The sequence below is a fragment of the Paenibacillus sp. FSL W7-1279 genome (assembly GCF_037969845.1).
Taxonomy (GTDB): domain Bacteria; phylum Bacillota; class Bacilli; order Paenibacillales; family Paenibacillaceae; genus Paenibacillus_AQ.
Genome location: NZ_CP150215.1, coordinates 4,054,961 through 4,070,931 on the forward strand (window position 1 = coordinate 4,054,961; position 15,971 = coordinate 4,070,931).

General features: G+C 44.7%; 14 protein-coding genes and 2 pseudogenes. 2 read left to right on the plus strand and 14 right to left on the minus strand.

What is annotated here, in order from left to right; translation table 11 throughout:
• Positions 1–77: 77 nt before the first annotated feature.
• The 4 genes from MKY82_RS17950 to MKY82_RS17965 form a co-directional block, all read right to left on the minus strand.
• The gene (locus MKY82_RS17950) at positions 78–437 is read right to left on the minus strand and encodes a DUF6463 family protein (RefSeq protein ID WP_339294017.1); all 360 of its coding nucleotides are present in this window, start codon (positions 435–437) and stop codon (positions 78–80) included.
• A gap of 532 nt (positions 438–969) precedes the next feature.
• Positions 970–1,365, minus strand: coding sequence for a VOC family protein (locus tag MKY82_RS17955; protein WP_194544817.1), 396 nt, complete (start codon positions 1,363–1,365; stop codon positions 970–972).
• A gap of 23 nt (positions 1,366–1,388) precedes the next feature.
• A complete protein-coding gene (locus MKY82_RS17960) occupies positions 1,389–1,784 on the minus strand; it encodes a DinB family protein (RefSeq protein WP_339296690.1) in 396 nt (131 codons plus the stop codon).
• 269 nt (positions 1,785–2,053) lie between these two features.
• Positions 2,054–2,944 (minus strand): chromosome condensation regulator, encoded by an 891-nt coding sequence (locus MKY82_RS17965; RefSeq protein WP_339294018.1) that lies wholly within the window; start codon positions 2,942–2,944, stop codon positions 2,054–2,056.
• Between the two features lie 152 nt (positions 2,945–3,096).
• Between MKY82_RS17965 and MKY82_RS17970 the strand changes: the two are divergent.
• Positions 3,097–3,525 (plus strand): annotated as a pseudogene (locus MKY82_RS17970) (SDR family oxidoreductase); the annotation flags it as partial.
• Positions 3,526–3,802: 277 nt separating this feature from the next.
• On the opposite strand, the gene MKY82_RS17975 reads toward MKY82_RS17970, so the two are convergent.
• From MKY82_RS17975 to MKY82_RS17995, 5 genes and pseudogenes are all read right to left on the minus strand, one after another.
• Positions 3,803–4,897, minus strand: a complete 1,095-nt coding sequence (locus MKY82_RS17975) for an alpha/beta hydrolase (RefSeq protein WP_233354963.1) — start codon at positions 4,895–4,897, stop codon at positions 3,803–3,805.
• 282 nt (positions 4,898–5,179) lie between these two features.
• Positions 5,180–6,686 (minus strand): annotated as a pseudogene (locus MKY82_RS17980) (dienelactone hydrolase).
• Positions 6,687–6,965: 279 nt separating this feature from the next.
• On the minus strand, positions 6,966–7,598 hold the full coding sequence (gene vat(I), locus MKY82_RS17985) for a streptogramin A O-acetyltransferase Vat(I) (RefSeq protein ID WP_194542997.1): 633 nt from the start codon (positions 7,596–7,598) through the stop codon (positions 6,966–6,968).
• A 415-nt stretch (positions 7,599–8,013) separates the two neighbouring features.
• Positions 8,014–8,658: an arginine deiminase-related protein gene (locus MKY82_RS17990; RefSeq protein ID WP_339294019.1), complete on the minus strand. Its 645-nt coding sequence runs from the start codon at positions 8,656–8,658 to the stop codon at positions 8,014–8,016.
• A complete protein-coding gene (locus MKY82_RS17995) occupies positions 8,621–8,755 on the minus strand; it encodes a hypothetical protein (protein WP_259445240.1) in 135 nt (44 codons plus the stop codon). Before MKY82_RS17995 ends, MKY82_RS17990 begins: the two co-directional genes overlap by 38 nt.
• A gap of 169 nt (positions 8,756–8,924) precedes the next feature.
• On the opposite strand from MKY82_RS17995, the gene MKY82_RS18000 reads away from it, so the two are divergent.
• On the plus strand, positions 8,925–9,833 hold the full coding sequence (locus MKY82_RS18000; RefSeq protein ID WP_233354965.1) for an NAD(P)-dependent oxidoreductase: 909 nt from the start codon (positions 8,925–8,927) through the stop codon (positions 9,831–9,833).
• A gap of 159 nt (positions 9,834–9,992) precedes the next feature.
• On the opposite strand, the gene MKY82_RS18005 is transcribed toward MKY82_RS18000, so the two are convergent.
• The 5 genes from MKY82_RS18005 to MKY82_RS18025 form a co-directional block, all read right to left on the minus strand.
• Complete coding sequence (locus MKY82_RS18005) at positions 9,993–11,411, minus strand: FMN-binding glutamate synthase family protein (protein WP_339294020.1); 1,419 nt, start codon at positions 11,409–11,411, stop codon at positions 9,993–9,995.
• A 383-nt stretch (positions 11,412–11,794) separates the two neighbouring features.
• Positions 11,795–12,598 (minus strand): undecaprenyl-diphosphate phosphatase, encoded by an 804-nt coding sequence (locus MKY82_RS18010; protein WP_194542998.1) that lies wholly within the window; start codon positions 12,596–12,598, stop codon positions 11,795–11,797.
• Positions 12,599–12,719: 121 nt separating this feature from the next.
• A complete protein-coding gene (locus MKY82_RS18015; RefSeq protein ID WP_194542999.1) occupies positions 12,720–13,496 on the minus strand; it encodes an NAD(P)-dependent oxidoreductase in 777 nt (258 codons plus the stop codon).
• Between the two features lie 246 nt (positions 13,497–13,742).
• Positions 13,743–15,110 carry an FAD-binding oxidoreductase gene (locus MKY82_RS18020; protein ID WP_339294021.1) on the minus strand — a complete coding sequence of 456 codons (1,368 nt, stop codon included), beginning with the start codon at positions 15,108–15,110 and terminating at the stop codon, positions 13,743–13,745.
• 247 nt (positions 15,111–15,357) lie between these two features.
• On the minus strand, positions 15,358–15,777 hold the full coding sequence (locus MKY82_RS18025) for a VOC family protein (RefSeq protein ID WP_220685024.1): 420 nt from the start codon (positions 15,775–15,777) through the stop codon (positions 15,358–15,360).
• Between the last annotated feature and the right edge of the window lie 194 nt (positions 15,778–15,971).

Below are 15,971 nucleotides of genomic sequence, written 5' to 3' on the forward strand. Positions count from 1 at the left end.
TGAAGTAACGACCCTGCACGATCGTAATATGAGGTCACCAGAACTTGCTGGTTGACCTCTTTTTTTGTAGTGTCCTTTCACGTTCGTAATAAAAGCCATGCCTGAGGCAGGCCAAGCCAAAAACCCGAAGCTGGCATTACGATAGCGCCGATCAAGCAGACACTTAGCAGCATCCAACCGAGAACTGCGGGAGGAACGATCTCCTTCTTTTTAATCAGCCAATCCACCATATAGCCAAGCAACATTAGCAGAAATCCAAACATCGTGAACCAGAACGCGGTTCCACGATCCCACTGATCATCCGCCACTGTACCCCACAAGCCTTCAGTGATGAGGGCTTGTAATTGACTTGCGTATGCAAAAAGTCCATAAATCACATGCAGTAACCCGGTTAACATAAGCATCAGGCCAACATGGCGCTTTGCCCCACTTACCATATTGTTCCCTCCTTTTCTTCATAGCGATCAAGGCGCTGACGCCGAGGATCCAGTCGATGTGCTGAACTGTATGAATCCCGGCACGATCCGTCTGATTTCTGCGTCGGGGAATAGTGATCTCCTAATTCGCAAACGGCCTGACCAACGTCCGTTGGGTCAGAATGCCATGAACCAACGCCACTCCGATTCCTATGATCCGCGCCACTATTAATGCTATGTCATGCCAATTCAACTCAATACGTATCAGCAGCCGCAGCGGTCATTGCATATTTAGTACGATTTCGTAATAAATAATAAAAATAAAGCGCCAGACTAGAATCAGTCACTCCTAGATTTTGGACTTTAGTAGATGATTGGTCGCCATACCGGTCCTCGAACGTAGCGGAGCCCCCATTCCGACCGGCGACTTCTTTTTTAGTACGAACTCGTAGTAAGTGGCTGCATCAAATTTAATACGTTTTCGTAGCAATGTCAAGATGCAAATGCCGTAGTTATTTTGTGAATAAACTCTTTACGACCATTTCATTCGTCTCTAGGTTAATTGCTGCGCTATCTCCCAGACATGTCCTGCCGGATCCATGAAGGCAGCAGTGCGTACTCCCCAAGGCCGGTCCATTGGACCGTTAAGTAGAGTTACGCCATGTGGTTTCAATTCATCACACACTGCATCTACATCATCCACCCGGATAGTAAACTGGAAACGAGATCCGGAATCTCGGTTTGCGACTGTTCCAGGATGGATCAGACCATATGCTTCAGAAATATCCAGGAGATTTATGCTCATATTTCCGAAGTTGAATACCGCAGAAACAGCGTCTTCATATACGACGGATAATCCGAATACTTCTTGATAGAACGCCCTCGCTCTTTGCAAATCCTCTACAAATAAAGTTATCACATCCATATTCAAGGATCCTAAAGTTTTCATACATATCCCCCTTCACGTTAAAATTAAAACTCAAGTTTTAGATCCAGTTCGGCCTTCTGCCGTAAGTGATGGCGGAAATGCATACCGACCAAATCGAACCACTCCCGTGCGTTGAGCCACCCAAATCCCCCATGTCTGACTTTATAATTTGGGTTTATTGCATTTAAGTTTTCCTCCCATTCATACATTCTCTGAAGCACCGTAGCGAGTCCGCGAATGAGATCATCCACGGTTTCCGAATTACTTGGGGTATTCTCGGGCCCATCCGGTAATCTGATTTTTATCGGAGGAAATGAACCGGCGCAAAACAATTGATCACCAGCCTCTGTCTTTCCTTGCAGTTGCTCTTCACTCATGGACGCACATCTTTGCACTTGGTCAAGGTAATCGAGAGCAGTGAGGATCATATGGTCATACATTTGGCCGAGTGACCATACGCCTCGATCAGATACATGTCTTAATTGGTCGATGGAATACTGCTGCAGATTGATCTTGTATAAATCGATTAGTTCCGAATAATTCAATTGCCTCACCTTTCCATCATGTCAAATCAACTCATTCTCATCCTATTACAGTAGAGTATTGGATATTTCTTTTTATTTGCTATTTTGTCTTACTTTTCAGAGTCAAGCAATTTCACAATTCAGGCATGGCTCATAATAGTATATGTATCCCTTAATATTGGAAATTAATTACTGGGCAGTTGGATGTCATGCCAACCGCTTACATCACATTGGCCATATTCATTATCGCCTACAGCCACCACCGTGCCGTCCGATTTTACGCCGAGAGTATGAAGGCAACCCGCAGCAATTGATACAATATCGCGCCAGCCGCTTACATTACATTGGCCATGCTCATTCCAACCCACAGCCGTCACCGTACCGTCCGATCTTAGGCCGATGGTGTGATGACTACCCGCCGCTATCGCCATAGTATCGCCCCAGCCGCTTACATCGCATTGGCCATGCTTATTCAAACCCGCAGCCACCACCGTGCCGTCCGACTTAAGCCCGACAGTATGAAGGTACCCTGCCTCAGCTGCCACAATGTCGCGCCAGCCGCTTACATTACATTGGCCATAACGATTGTTACCCACAGTTGTCAGCATTCCATTCGATTTAAGCCCGACGGTATGCCAGTCACCAGCCGCAACCGCAACCATATCACGCCAGCCGCTCACATTGCATTGGCCTTCATGATCTCGACCCACAGCCACCACCGTGCCATCCGATTTAAGCCCGACGGTTCGACGCCAACCCGCCGCAACCGCCACGATGTCACGCCAGCCATTTACATTGCATTGGTCATGCTTGTTCCAACCCACAGCTGCCACGGTGCCGTCCGATCTAAGCCCGACGGTATGAGCATTACCTGTGTTCGTCGCCATATGAACATTCCCCGCCGCTACCGTCACCATATCTCGCCAGCCGCTTACATCACATTGGCCATATTTATTATCCCCTACAGCTGTTACCGTACCGTCCGAATTAAGTCCTACGGTATGACGGCAACCCGCTGCTATGATATCTTTCGGAATTGTCCATACCTTGCTAAACCCAAGTTCACCCTTTTCCATTAAGCTCTCCTCCTCGTTTGTTCTTGCTAACTTCGATCATACAACATTCATGCAAGTACTCGTTTGATATACCCATAATCCTTGTGGGGATGGCTGTAAATCTCATAATGTTGTCATCATACTTCAGAGTTTGACTTTAAGGAAGGTGTAGCCAAGACGAGTGGCATCAGATGGTTGACGTAAATATTAAAGGTGTATTGAATGGTATCGCCGCAGTATTGCCAACATTCACATCGCAAAAGTCTGGACATATCATCACTCCTTCATCCGTGGCCGGACTCAAAGCTTACCCAGGCGGTGCGGTTTATGGCGCAACAAAGTGGGCTGTTCGGGATTTGATGGAAGTGTTGCGCATGGAATCTGCCCAAGAAGGTACGAACATCCGCACAGCAACGATATATCCCGCAGCAATTAACACGGAATTGCTGGATACGATTACGGATAAGAATATTTCTGAAGGAATGACTGCGTTGTACGAACAATATGGTATTACACCCGACCGGGTTGCCAATGTTGTCGCATTCGCGATTGATCAGCCAGAAGATACGAACGTTAATGAACTTACAATTGGTTGTTCATAATAGAAAGACCCTCAAAGAGAGCCTTTTTTAGGTTAATGCTAAGAATGTTGATTAAGGATGATTCAGCTAACACCTATACTCTGAAGTCGTTGTAGCGGGATCCAAAAAACCGTCGAGATTGAGCTGCCTTTTGCCAGCCAACCCGCGAAGATTAGGGCGCAGCGTATTTCAGTCGGTCATTACACCGCTTTTGAGATCCATCCGACTTGCGGGCTAGGTACGCGCGAGAATTTCCCTGAACGGGTTATCAAAAAAATAAAAAGCCGGTTACTCAGGATTATCCTGGGTACCGGCTTTCATTGTAACCATGTTTTTTTATTTTCTTCAAAAAATCAACCATGATCCTAATAAATTCATCCGGCTTTTCAAAATGAATATCATGCCCGGATTTAATCGTGTTCATCTCATTTCCTTTTAAAAGGCTGTGTACCTTTTCAGCATCCTCATCACGGTTTGCCGCATAAAGCACTCCATCTTCGCCAAATTGTGTGGCTGCCTTAATATATACAGAAGGAGCGTTTATTCTGGACAAGGTTTCTTCCTGATTAAATCCTTTAAACCAATCACCTGTATAAAAAGTCTCAGCAAAATCGAGGTCAAACTGGTCTAAATAATGTGTGCCATGTATCCATTTATAGGGGACGTACCATAATTTCAACGGCTCACCGGGATGTGCTTTCCGGTACCCTCTTGTACTCCTTGCAATAAGTTTTCTTAAATCGCCAAACTTTCCCCATAAATAACTGTTTTCCATATAGTACACGACATAATCATCTTCAACGGTTTGATTCTTAAAGTTATGGATGAGTTCAAAACTATCAAGCCAGACAAATGTTTTCTGCATTTCATGCGGCTCCACACTAAAAAACGGCGGGTCCTCCAAAACAATGCCTTGCACGGCTTCGGGTGCATTAGCTGCAATCCATGCTGCTAAAATACCGCCGGAAGAATGGCCTGATACCACGGCTGGTTCACCTATGACATTTTCAATAAACCAAACAAAATCCTTTCCCATAGCAACAGCTGTATATTTTGAAGCATCATGACTAGACTCTCCATGCCCGTGACAATCAACTGCAAATACATGATAATATTGAGCGAGCTCCGGAAGTACTCTAGCATAATCTTCCCACAGCATGGACTGCCCGTGTATTAACAGAAGAGCCGGTCCATGAGCTGGTCCTTCAGCGTAATTTAATATCGTTCCATCATCAAGAGTCACCTGTTTTTCTATGTAGCCGGCACGATATGTTTGCTCTAACGGTTTTTTATCATAATTCATATTTAGATAAGCATAAATGACTAGGGTAATTGCGACAATTACACCAATGATTGCAAGTACCAGTAAAATTACTCCTTCACTATGTATCACTCCCTCTACTCCTCCTCCGAGAATACTTCAGCTTGGATTACCTTCACCAAAAGCCAGTAACCTACTTCGCATTATACTATTCTCATTCGGATTATCTACCAATCATCGGTAACATGAATTGTTATTTTGAGTTAACATTCCATTGCGTCGACCACGGCATGAATCTCGGTCGTCAATCCGCCCCGTGATGTCCGATCGCTTGCTTGGTCCCCTTTTGGCTGGCCCCATGCTGGTGGACTCGGACAATCGTTGTATCAATAAGGGAGCATGTTGTTCCATCATTTATAATAGTGAGGTTGCGAACTTCATCTCGGGAAAGCGGTTATCCGGTCCTTTCATTAAGTTTCCACCTTGATTTTTCAGATACATGTCGAAGAAATCCAGCATATAGGCATTAATAACGGAGCTCGCTCTTTCAGGTGCAATTTTTCCTGTAATGCCCAGTATTTTGAAAATGGGAGAAATGAACTGGACATCGGCAAAATTCAAATGCTCCGTATGTTCAATATAGAGGACTTGTCCCCCTTCGCCGACCGTTTCGCGCATCCGTTTAAGCTCCAGCTTTTTATCTTCCGTTACTTGATCCATCCACTCTCGTGTTGAGCCCATACGGTCAAGCTCTGCATCCGTGTAAATTCGGTTTTCCCTCACCATTTGTAATTGTTCAAATCCGCTTTCCGAGTGGATGAATAAAAACGGCTTTTGCAGACCCTCTCTGTCACGCAGTCGGTAAAGCCCTCCGTCCAAGTCAATTCCAGCCGTGATTCGCGGATCGTATGAAGCGTCATAGGCCGTCGCTCCGCCGATGGAATGACCAAACACCCCGACATGTTTGAGATCAATCTTCCCTTTAAAACGACTTGGAATCTTCCCCGATTGGATAAGCTCGAACTGGTCCAGCCCAAAAGCCACATCATCTGTTAAAACTTTTCCCAATATGTCGCGATTTCCGCTTTCGGTCCGATAATCGTGGTCGGGCGAAAATAAGTCGTTGGTTGTGCTGGTCGTGATTTGACCGTTCCGGAAACTCAGTTGCAAATGTATTGAAGGTGTGGTCGATCACGGCCACGATATATCCGTGACTCGCGAGATTTTCGGCTTGCGACGTATGGAGGAACCTGGAAGAGCCGAAGCCGGGATTCGCAAGGATCAGCGGGTATGAAGTCTGTGCTGAAGAGACTTCGGCCCCAGAATAAGCATGACTGGATACGTACTTCAAGTGTTGAAAAGTAAACCCGGGAAGGCCATAGTTCGCTGCCATGTAACGTAAAATTCGGGTATCGGGAATAAAGGGAGCATACTTGCCGGAGCCAGCTTGGGCCGGATACCACACCTGAACCATCAATTCCCTCTTGCCTGTCGCGGTTGTGCCTAATGTCTCCTCCCGGCTTGAATCGATGAAATGAAAGACTTGTGTACTTACCGTCAGCTCGCCAGTTGGCTCCGGAAAGTTGAATACGGGAAACACATAGAGGAAGCATCCCGTTGCGATTAACCCAAATCCGATAAAAAGGCGGCCCAGCACCCTACGGATTCGCGAAGCAGTCTGAACGACTGCCGGTGTTTTGAAAGCGTCTATCAGTGAAAGAATAAGCATCAGGAGCGTAAATCCATATAAAAATAAAAGCTGAACCCTGTATCCTTCGACAAGCAAATGGATCACCAAAAAAAAGGAGCCTGCTCCGCTTGTCAGGAGCAAAGCTGATCTTCGGATACGCTGATTAGCAATGAACTGGAATGCCAACAAACACGCACTCGAAAAGAATAGCAGCATTTCAAAAAACCTCACGCCAACTCCCCCTTAAAAATAATCCTATCAAGTGAGTATTTTAGAGGAGCAGCCAGGTTGGTACCATTGATTTAGATGACAATTACCTTACACGCTTGTAAGCTTGCACGATGATGGTGGCAAGGCCCGGATCATCCAAGGATAAAAATGACCGGCGGTTCGACCGGTCATTTACCTCTAAACCCCTATGACAACATAAGTCTCTACATTCGTTTAAGAACCCTTTTTTCGCCCATGACGTTCATCATATCAGATGGCCATTTTTCATTAAAAAGGACTCTAATTTTGTCTCATCTTTCTAAGCAAGTTCATATCTCCGCTTACAATTGCGCCAATATATTGATTTATGACTTCGATATCGCAATCCCACCATTTAATATCCAATAACTCTTGAATGACTTCGGTGGAATATCGCTTGCGAATTTCCTTCGCAGGGTTGCCTCCAACGATCGTATACGGCTCCACATCCTTTACAACGACAGCTTCAGCGGCAATGATAGCCCCGTCGCCAATCCTTACACCGGACATGATCGTTGCACGCCTTCCGATCCACACGTCATTTCCAATGATCGTATCTCCCTTGATCGGTAATTGATCTAATGATGGAGTGAATTTCTCCCAGCCGTTTCCAAAGATATTAAATGGAAAGGTTGAACCGTCCATCCGATGATTCCCTCCATCCATCATAAATCTGACCTCGGAAGCAATGGAACAAAACTTGCCGATCATTAATTTAGTTCCAATGAATTCATAATGATACAATACTTGATCCTCAAATGATTCTCCGTTTAAGGCATAGTAGTATGAATAATCCCCTGCGATAATATTAGGCATTGTAATCGTGTTCTTGATAAACTGAAGATTGTTATCTCCGGGTATAGGATATCTCTCATTTGGATTCGGTCCTGTCATTGTTACATCATCCCTCTCTTCGCATTTTATCTGGCTGATACGATAACTTCGTTCACACAACTATCGGCCACACAAAAAAGCCTCCTTTCCGGTCATCGGATAGGAGGCACACATACAAACAAAAAGACGCACTGCTATACAAAAAACAGTCGCACTTTATGTTAATATATAAAAAGCCCGCACGAATCCTATCCTGAAAACCTGGAAATATCGTTTTCTTTGGTGGATAGGATTAGTAGATCATCGGCTTTTGGTCACCCTTTCATTACTGAATAAGATAAATTTACCATATTCCCCATATGGAATCAACCGATTGTGTGTTTTACCGAGGAATCACGCCGCCAATTTCTATGCAGCTTTCAAACCCTCTTGGTCTCAGACATTACATACGGAGGCTATTTTATTATCGGGACGATTATTCAAAATCACTTCTCAACAGCGGTTGAGTGCTGCATCGGAAAGATCCCCCGAAACTTCTTGATATTTTAAAATCTACATACTCTACTTTAACTCCTCTTTTTTCTAACTCATCTCCAATAAATTTAAATTCATGATCTGTAATATATACATTTTCATTCACAGGAAGACCATTTGTTGCAAGTCTGGAAGTGTCTTCTAATGTTACATGTATTTTATCCCAATCTTTAAACTGTTCAGGTATTCCATCTAACAATGCTTCTTCGCATACTATCATTAGCCCTTCTCTAACCAGGCTAATCGCACAGTCAAGATGAAGGATGGTATGGTGAAGTGGTACCTCGACTACCTTATATCCAAAATTACTCATTAAATTTCTCAGCCATCTAATACCATTTCCATTGGATGCAAGCCCGGACCTGCCTACAAATAAAGTTTTATCCAGGACTAAAACATCTCCTCCTTCCAAAAATGGCCCCTCTTCTGAGTAATGCCCTTTTGATATATCTGGCTTAGGAATAGATAAGTATAAGCACTTATTATTGTCTGACTCCATTGCTAATATATTTCTAACGGGTAGTATCTCATTTCTTCTATGTGGAAATCTAAGAGAACCTTCTATTAACAGATAAAAACTCCTCATCACCTGAATCTTCCTTCGATGGAAATGCAAACTCAGATTGAGCCATCACAACTCTTTTCAAAGGAGCAAACTCACTTTTTACAAAAACATTACTCATACAAATACCTCCTTGTATTTAATATTGCAAACGATTTCCACTCACCACAGACGACGAACTTGATCGCATGTCGTGAAACTGCAGAGTAATAAAACCATAAAGTAACGGGAAGTCTAACAGCGATCTAAGGTCAACTTGCTGTGCCGGAAATATGAATAAGGAGTGGGAAATGATGAAAGTAGTGGTGACAGGAGCAGCCGGAAAAATCGGCCGCTGGACAGTAAGAACCATATTGGAAGCTGGCCATGATGTTATAGCCACAGATCGATTACTACGGGAAGAATCAGCATCAAAAAATTTTATACAAGCAGAGCTGCGTGATTATGGTCAAGTCTGTCAGCTTTTAATGGGAAGTGACGCCGTTGTCCATCTTGGGAATATCCCAACTGATGTAAGGAATACACCCCAAGCGATATTCGAGAATAATATGCTCGTTAATTTTAACATTCTAGAAGCATGTAAAGATTTTAAAATTCCCAAGCTGGTATGGGCTTCAAGTGAAACGGTTTTGGGTTATCCGTTTGTACCGGAGCAACTGGATTACCTCCCTGTTGATGAAGAGCATCCAACTACCGCGAAGTCATCCTATGCCATGGCGAAACTGCTGACGGAACACCTAACAGGCATGTATCATAAACTTACGAATCAACAGCTCGTCTCGCTTCGCTTCGCAAATATGTATGAACCGGATGAGTATGAAAAAATCCCTATCATGCATTGGAATGATGAACAAAAAGATATTCAAAAGAAAAACGCCTGGGCCTATTGCGATGTTAGAGATGCTGCCAAAGCCTGTCTTCTTGCAATTGAGAAGGATAATTTAGGTAATCAAGTATTCCATATCACAGCCCCGGACACCATCATGCCGGATCTTAGCCAGGATTTGGTCAAACGATTTTTTCCCAATGTGTCCTTAAAGAGAGAGGTACAGGGACATGAGACGCTGATGGCAATTGATAAGGCAAGAGATATACTTGGATATGAACCGCGGTATTCATGGCGTAGTGTTCTTCATAACGATGGTTCATCGAAGGCGCTGCCTGAAGATCAGCTTGCTTTATCGAAAACAAACATATAAGCCACTACACATATATTCATGTTCGAAAAATACACCAAAAAGAAAATGAGCTCAGGCAATGAAGGCCTAGCTCATTTTTCTTTGACTTGGGATAGAACCAGATGCTAATCGGGTTTAGTTTAATCAACTATGGTGGGCGCCCCCAATGAATAAGGGAGTTTACTGTAGAGACAGAGGTTCATCCGGATCGTTCATTTCCATTACGTCCGGAATAACGTTAGATGCCGTGGATGGTTTTGGCTTTCCTGGAGGGAAACCGGCATAATCGATCCGCAGTACTTGGGCTAAATCCCGGTCCACTGTAACCAGATCACTTTTGTTGATTTGTGCCAAATCCGTTTTCCCAAGGGTATACGCGACTAATTTCATTTCCTCGACAGACGATTTGAGGAATTTAGCCAAATGTTCGGCGCCCCTATCAACATCCAAACCTTCTTTGAACTTACGCCAATCGATAGGAACTTGCTGCGGTTGTTCGGTCGCCAGCGTCTTAGCCGCTTGCGTCTGTAGGGCTATCAAGGCGATTGAACCGATATAGACCGCGTCCGCCCCTAACGCCATTGCCTTTAGGAAATGCCCCGGCGTCGTTAACCCCCCACTAGCGATGACGGAAATGCTTTGTTTAACCCTGCGTTCTTCCAAATACTGAACCGTTCTTGCGAGCGCAAATAACGTTGGGAGCCCGACGTCATCCAGAAGTGTCGGCGGACCTCCCTGCGTTCCTGCTTCCGCACCGTCCACGACAAAATAATCCACTCCCGCTTGAATGGCGACCTCCAACTCCCGTTCCATAAAATGAGTCGCACAGATTTTAATCCCAACCGGCACTCCGTATTTATTCTTCAAGTCCTGCACCAGAGTAATCATGTCCTCCGTTTTGTTTACTCCCGAGATACGGGAATGAATCGAGGCATTTTCGCCGGGTTTCAGTTTTTTGGCAATCCGCAAATCCTCCTCAATCTGCTCCGACGCCATCGACATCGGAGCGGCTGCGAGGGCCCCTTGACCGAGCTGGATTTCTATAGCATCCAATTGCCGGAGAGATTCATCGTCGTTCATCCACCCGCCGCGATGAAACTGGCCGATGAACAACTTGGCTTCCCTTCGTTCCTCATCGACTAAAGGCGCTTCTCCTGAATTGGTTGCCGTACCTGCCATACTTGCACCACGAGCCAAAGCGACCTTTACCTTCAAACTTAATGCTCCACCATATGACATACCGCTAATGAGAATAGGAATTTCTAGATTTAGTGGCTTTTTCGCTTGAGGACCAATCGTGACGCCTGTTTGGATTTGCACGCTGTCTTCTGTGGGCAGGCGAAACATATGTACGGGGTTAAGCAAAATTTTATGCCAGTCGGATAATACCATCGGACTCCCCAAAGTGCGTTCGATTGCTTTTCCGCTTTCCGCCCGCATCCCGGCTTCAATGATTGCCCGCGGCGTCAGCTTTTGCATGGTTGTAAACATGAAAAACGCATGTTCCGTATATGGATCTTGTAACATACGCTTCATATAATGGTCCACAATCTCGTCCATTACACCGTTCGTCATCTTGCGAATCATCCAACGAAACAAACTAATCCCCCTCTTGTATGCTAATTGCTATTACCGATTCTATGATGAAGGAAATCATGAATTTACTTATTATTTGTTAACCGTCTCATCCTATTCATGGGATTACCGTATAGCTCTATGCTTTAAATTGTGATTAATCTGTAATTTTATCCGATAAAGTATTAAGATTGAACCCTTTAATGATCAGCCATATAGCCAAAACCAATTGATGAAAGGCTATTGGAAAGTTCAACATCATGTAGGTTGCATCCAGACCGATGAAGTGGATCATAAATAATAAACTTGCCCATGCTGCGCTTCATCTTGCTATGCTTCAGATACTCCCTCAACCACCACGCGCTCCCTCATTTCGTGTGTTTTGACTGAATGATAGCGAATAGGGGTTACCGCAAGATGATCAAATAGAAGAGAGCCGCTAAGACAAAACGATATAGAGCAAACCATTCCAACCGAAGTCGCTTAATCAGTTTGATAAACGTCACGACGGCAATCATGGCGACAAGAAAGGATGTTGCAAAGCCAATAAACATTAGGACGAAATCATCAGAACTCAGCAAATCCCGACTATCATATAAATCTAGCAAGCTTGCACCAAACATAACAGGCACGGAGATTAGGAACGTAAAATCCGCGGCGGCTTTTTGGCTGGTGCCAAGTAAAAGTCCGCCTGAAATCGTCGAACCCGATCTCGAGAATCCCGGCCATAAAGCCAAACACTGAAACAGGCCAATCCCGAAGGCTTGTTTATAATCAATCCGATCCATTGTATCAGCGGTTTCGGTTCTCCTACTCCGTGCTGCAATGATCATTAACACGCCACCGGCCACTAGCCCGATTAAGACTGGGGTTGGGCCGAATAATTGGCTTTTTATTGTGTCCTTGAGCAGAAGATATACAATTAATGCCGGTAACATAGCCAAAATCATATGTATAGCATTTAATCCTCGACTACGGGAAAAGTCCATTCGAATCAGATTAGTCCCAATCGCCAAATACCTTTTCCAGTACAGAATGAGAACGGCCATTACCGCACCCAGCTGGATAACAATTTTAAAAGTTATGGCGGCGTCTCCCTCAAAGCTTAGCAAATGGCCCGCTAAAATTAAATGTCCAGTAGACGATACCGGTAAAAATTCGGTTAAGCCCTCTATTATGCCGAGTATGATTGCTTTAATTACATCCGTCATTAGTGGATATCCCCCTTTGGAAATCTAACATTTCCAGTATAAGGGGGACATCTATATATTCCCATCGATTCATATAACATTATTTCATTCCAAGTGACAACATTGTCACATTGTTCAATTGCTACTGTTCCTGTCCCCCCTGATAGATCGTTTCATCCTGACGCACTTTGCGTCCCGCTGCCTTGGCCAGCTCAAGCAGCTTTGTCGCATCATCCTGAGGTTTGTATCCGATCAGTTCCTCCAGATAATCGATATTGTAGTAGTTATCACTGTTAGCAGAGGTGCCGTACAGATTCAAAAATTTCAGTTCGTCATCTGCCTCAATGCAACAAACGATCAATTGGAGCATATCGCGTTCGGATATCCAGATATGCCCCGCACGTTCTGAATGAGGACGATTGTCCCCGGGAAAGTTGCCAATACGAATATTGAACGATGAGATCTTGCCTTGGTCCGAATACAGTCGGCCCAGCAGCTCGATATAACATTTGCTGAGTCCGTAAAAGCTATCTGGACGATATGGATCTTGGGGCCCTACCATCTCATTTGTCTTGTAATACCCGGTTGCATGATTCGAGCTGGCGAATATGATACGGCGCACGCCATTGTGCACCGCCGTCTCAAATAACTTGTAGGCACCGCTCACATTTCCCGCAAGCACTTTGCCAAGAAAATCCCCCTTGTCCTTGATCCATGCAAAATGAAGCACCGTATCAACTCCTTGCGTCAGCTCCGTCAGCCTCGTTTCGTCTCCGATGTCCATTTGTACAATGCCCAGCTTCTCGTCCGCCTGTATATCCGCTCCAACAACCTCATACCGGTTGTCTTTAAGCAGCCCGTTGTAAATGACATTTCCTATGGTGCCTGCCGCTCCCGTTATTAACAATTTGCGTTTCATTTGTCGATCCCCTTTCCCGCTTCATAGTCACACGATTGGTGTGCTGTTAGTAATTTAATTACCCGGAACGAGAAGGATATATACGAAAATCCGGATTAGGTGAATAGGTAAGGGAAACCCCAAAAGCAAGCCGAGTGATTTTTCGGCTTGCTTTTGGGGTTTGGGATCATTTATTTGGTATAAACCATGGTTAACTACTTCAAAAATGCGACTGCAATAGCACATATATCGACTACTTTGTTTTGATTAAGCTGGCGGAATGCTTTGCGGGTTGTTAAATACATTACTCGGATCGTATTTCGCCTTTACTTTCCTCAATCTGGCGTAGTTCTTTCCATAATAGACCGATCCTGAATTTTTTATGCCCTGATCCGGAACGTTAATGTAGGACCCCACGATATAAGGCTGCAGCTTCTTCCTGGTGTTCCGGGCTAAGGCAATATTTCTAGCCGCATGGGATGGCTTCACCCATGAGCTGTTCCATTCGACATAGAACTTCGCTTTTCGCCAGTAGAATGCGGTGGATTTAGGTGCGATACGACTTATGGCGCCACCCCAGTTGAGGAAGAAAAATCCGGCTGGAGTCCCTCCTTCTGCTTTTTCTAGAAACTCGCGCATGATTTTAAAGGCTTTATCCGGGAATGGGCGTCTGCCGAAGCTGCTGGAGAACTGATTGCTATATCTTTGAGTAAGAACTGGATCGGGAGCTAGCAGAAATTTCGTAGCTTCCGTGTATGGTAGGAATCGGATGGTTTTTTGAGTAGGTGTCCCCACGCTAAGAATAGGTTCCAATTGGCGAAGGGCTTCGCTTTTTGATCCAAGGTACAGTCCCAACATACTGACGTTTCCGCCTTTTTTGGGACCGACGTTTAATTCGCTGCCCAACTTGGTGCTGGCGTTAGGAGCCCATATTTGCCATTTTTTCACGACTTTTTCGAATTGTGCCCAAGGCCAGGTGATGCTGAATACGGTAGCTTTGGCTGGTGCTCGCAATACTTTGAATTTATATTTGGTGTATACGCCGAAGTTGCCGCCACCGCCGCCGCGGGAAGCCCATAGGAGATCGGAGTTTCGTTTTTGGTTTGCCCGAATGATTCTTCCCTTAGCGTCAACCATCTCAAGCTCGAGTAAATTATCGCTGATGAGGCCAATCGTCCTTTGCAGCGGGCCAATTCCCCCGCCAAGCGTAATTCCGCCGATGCCAACCGTCGGACTGTCACCAAATGGTGCAATATAGCCTTGGCGCGCCAGCGTATCAACGATCCTACCTACCCGATTCCCTGTTTCGACGACAACGGTGCCGCTTTTTTTATTCAGCTTGATTTTCTTCATCTCGCTTACGTCGATGACTATGCCTCCATTGACCTGTGAAAGGTTGGTCTCTAGGGCATGCCTTCCGCTTCGCGGGCGAATAGGGACATTATTTTTCCGGGCCCATCTTATGGCGTTTGCTACATCCTGCGTTCTTTGAGCGAACACAAAAACTTTGGGAAATCTGTCCGTATGAGGATCCCAATTCTTGCGAGCCGACTCATAACCTGGATCCCCCCTAAAAATCACTCGCCCTGTAAGCTTAATGTCTGATTTCACCGAGCTATCCAACTCCTTAATCATTAGTGAGCATTCTTTGCTTCAACAAATTAGGCAGGTACCATATAACGTATGAGGAAGCTCAATGTCCCGTATGGGCTGGAGCTGATAAGGCTTTTAAATACTGTTCTACATCCTGCTCTATCGAAATCTGCATTAAAAAAAAAGCCTGGTGAACCAGGCTCTTCTAAGAATTCTATATAGCCGCTTACTCCATGTTACGCCCCGACATGTACCGGAAGATTGAAAGCAGGCCAGCTCTTTATTTGTGTTACCTTGTAGTGAAAATCTGAAAGGTAATTCCGAACTTATCCGTAACCATTGCGTAAGCTGGGCTAAAATACATTTCTTGCAGTGGCGTAATCACTTGACCTCCTTGTTGTAAAGCCTCATAAAAGTGTTCTGATTTTTCAATATCGTTTGTCGTAATACAAATGCTCAACCGATCTCCCGGCTGCGTTTGCTGACCAGGTTCCGTATCGGCTACAAACATTTCAATTTCACCGATCCTTAAGACGGAGTGAGCCACTCTATCCTTTACATCTGACGGCATGGCGTTCTGGATACTCTCGGGTGCCTGTCCAAATGTTTGCTTTGACAAGACTTTAGCATCCAATGCTTTTTCGTAAAATGCAATCGCTTCATTGGCGTTTCCGTTCAGCATAATGTAGGGAATGAATTGTAACTTCATTTCTAAACAGCTCCTTTAGCTTCATTTTTTGGATTCTACTTACTTCCTCTTGTAGCTTCATTTAACATGCCTAAGCGCATTTAGGCTTTGAACCTATTATGATTGATAATAGTGACAGTTATTGTCATAAATATAAAAAATGCCGGGACGTTTACAGCTTCCAGCGTAAAATGAAAAAAAGCCGCGGATTCCGC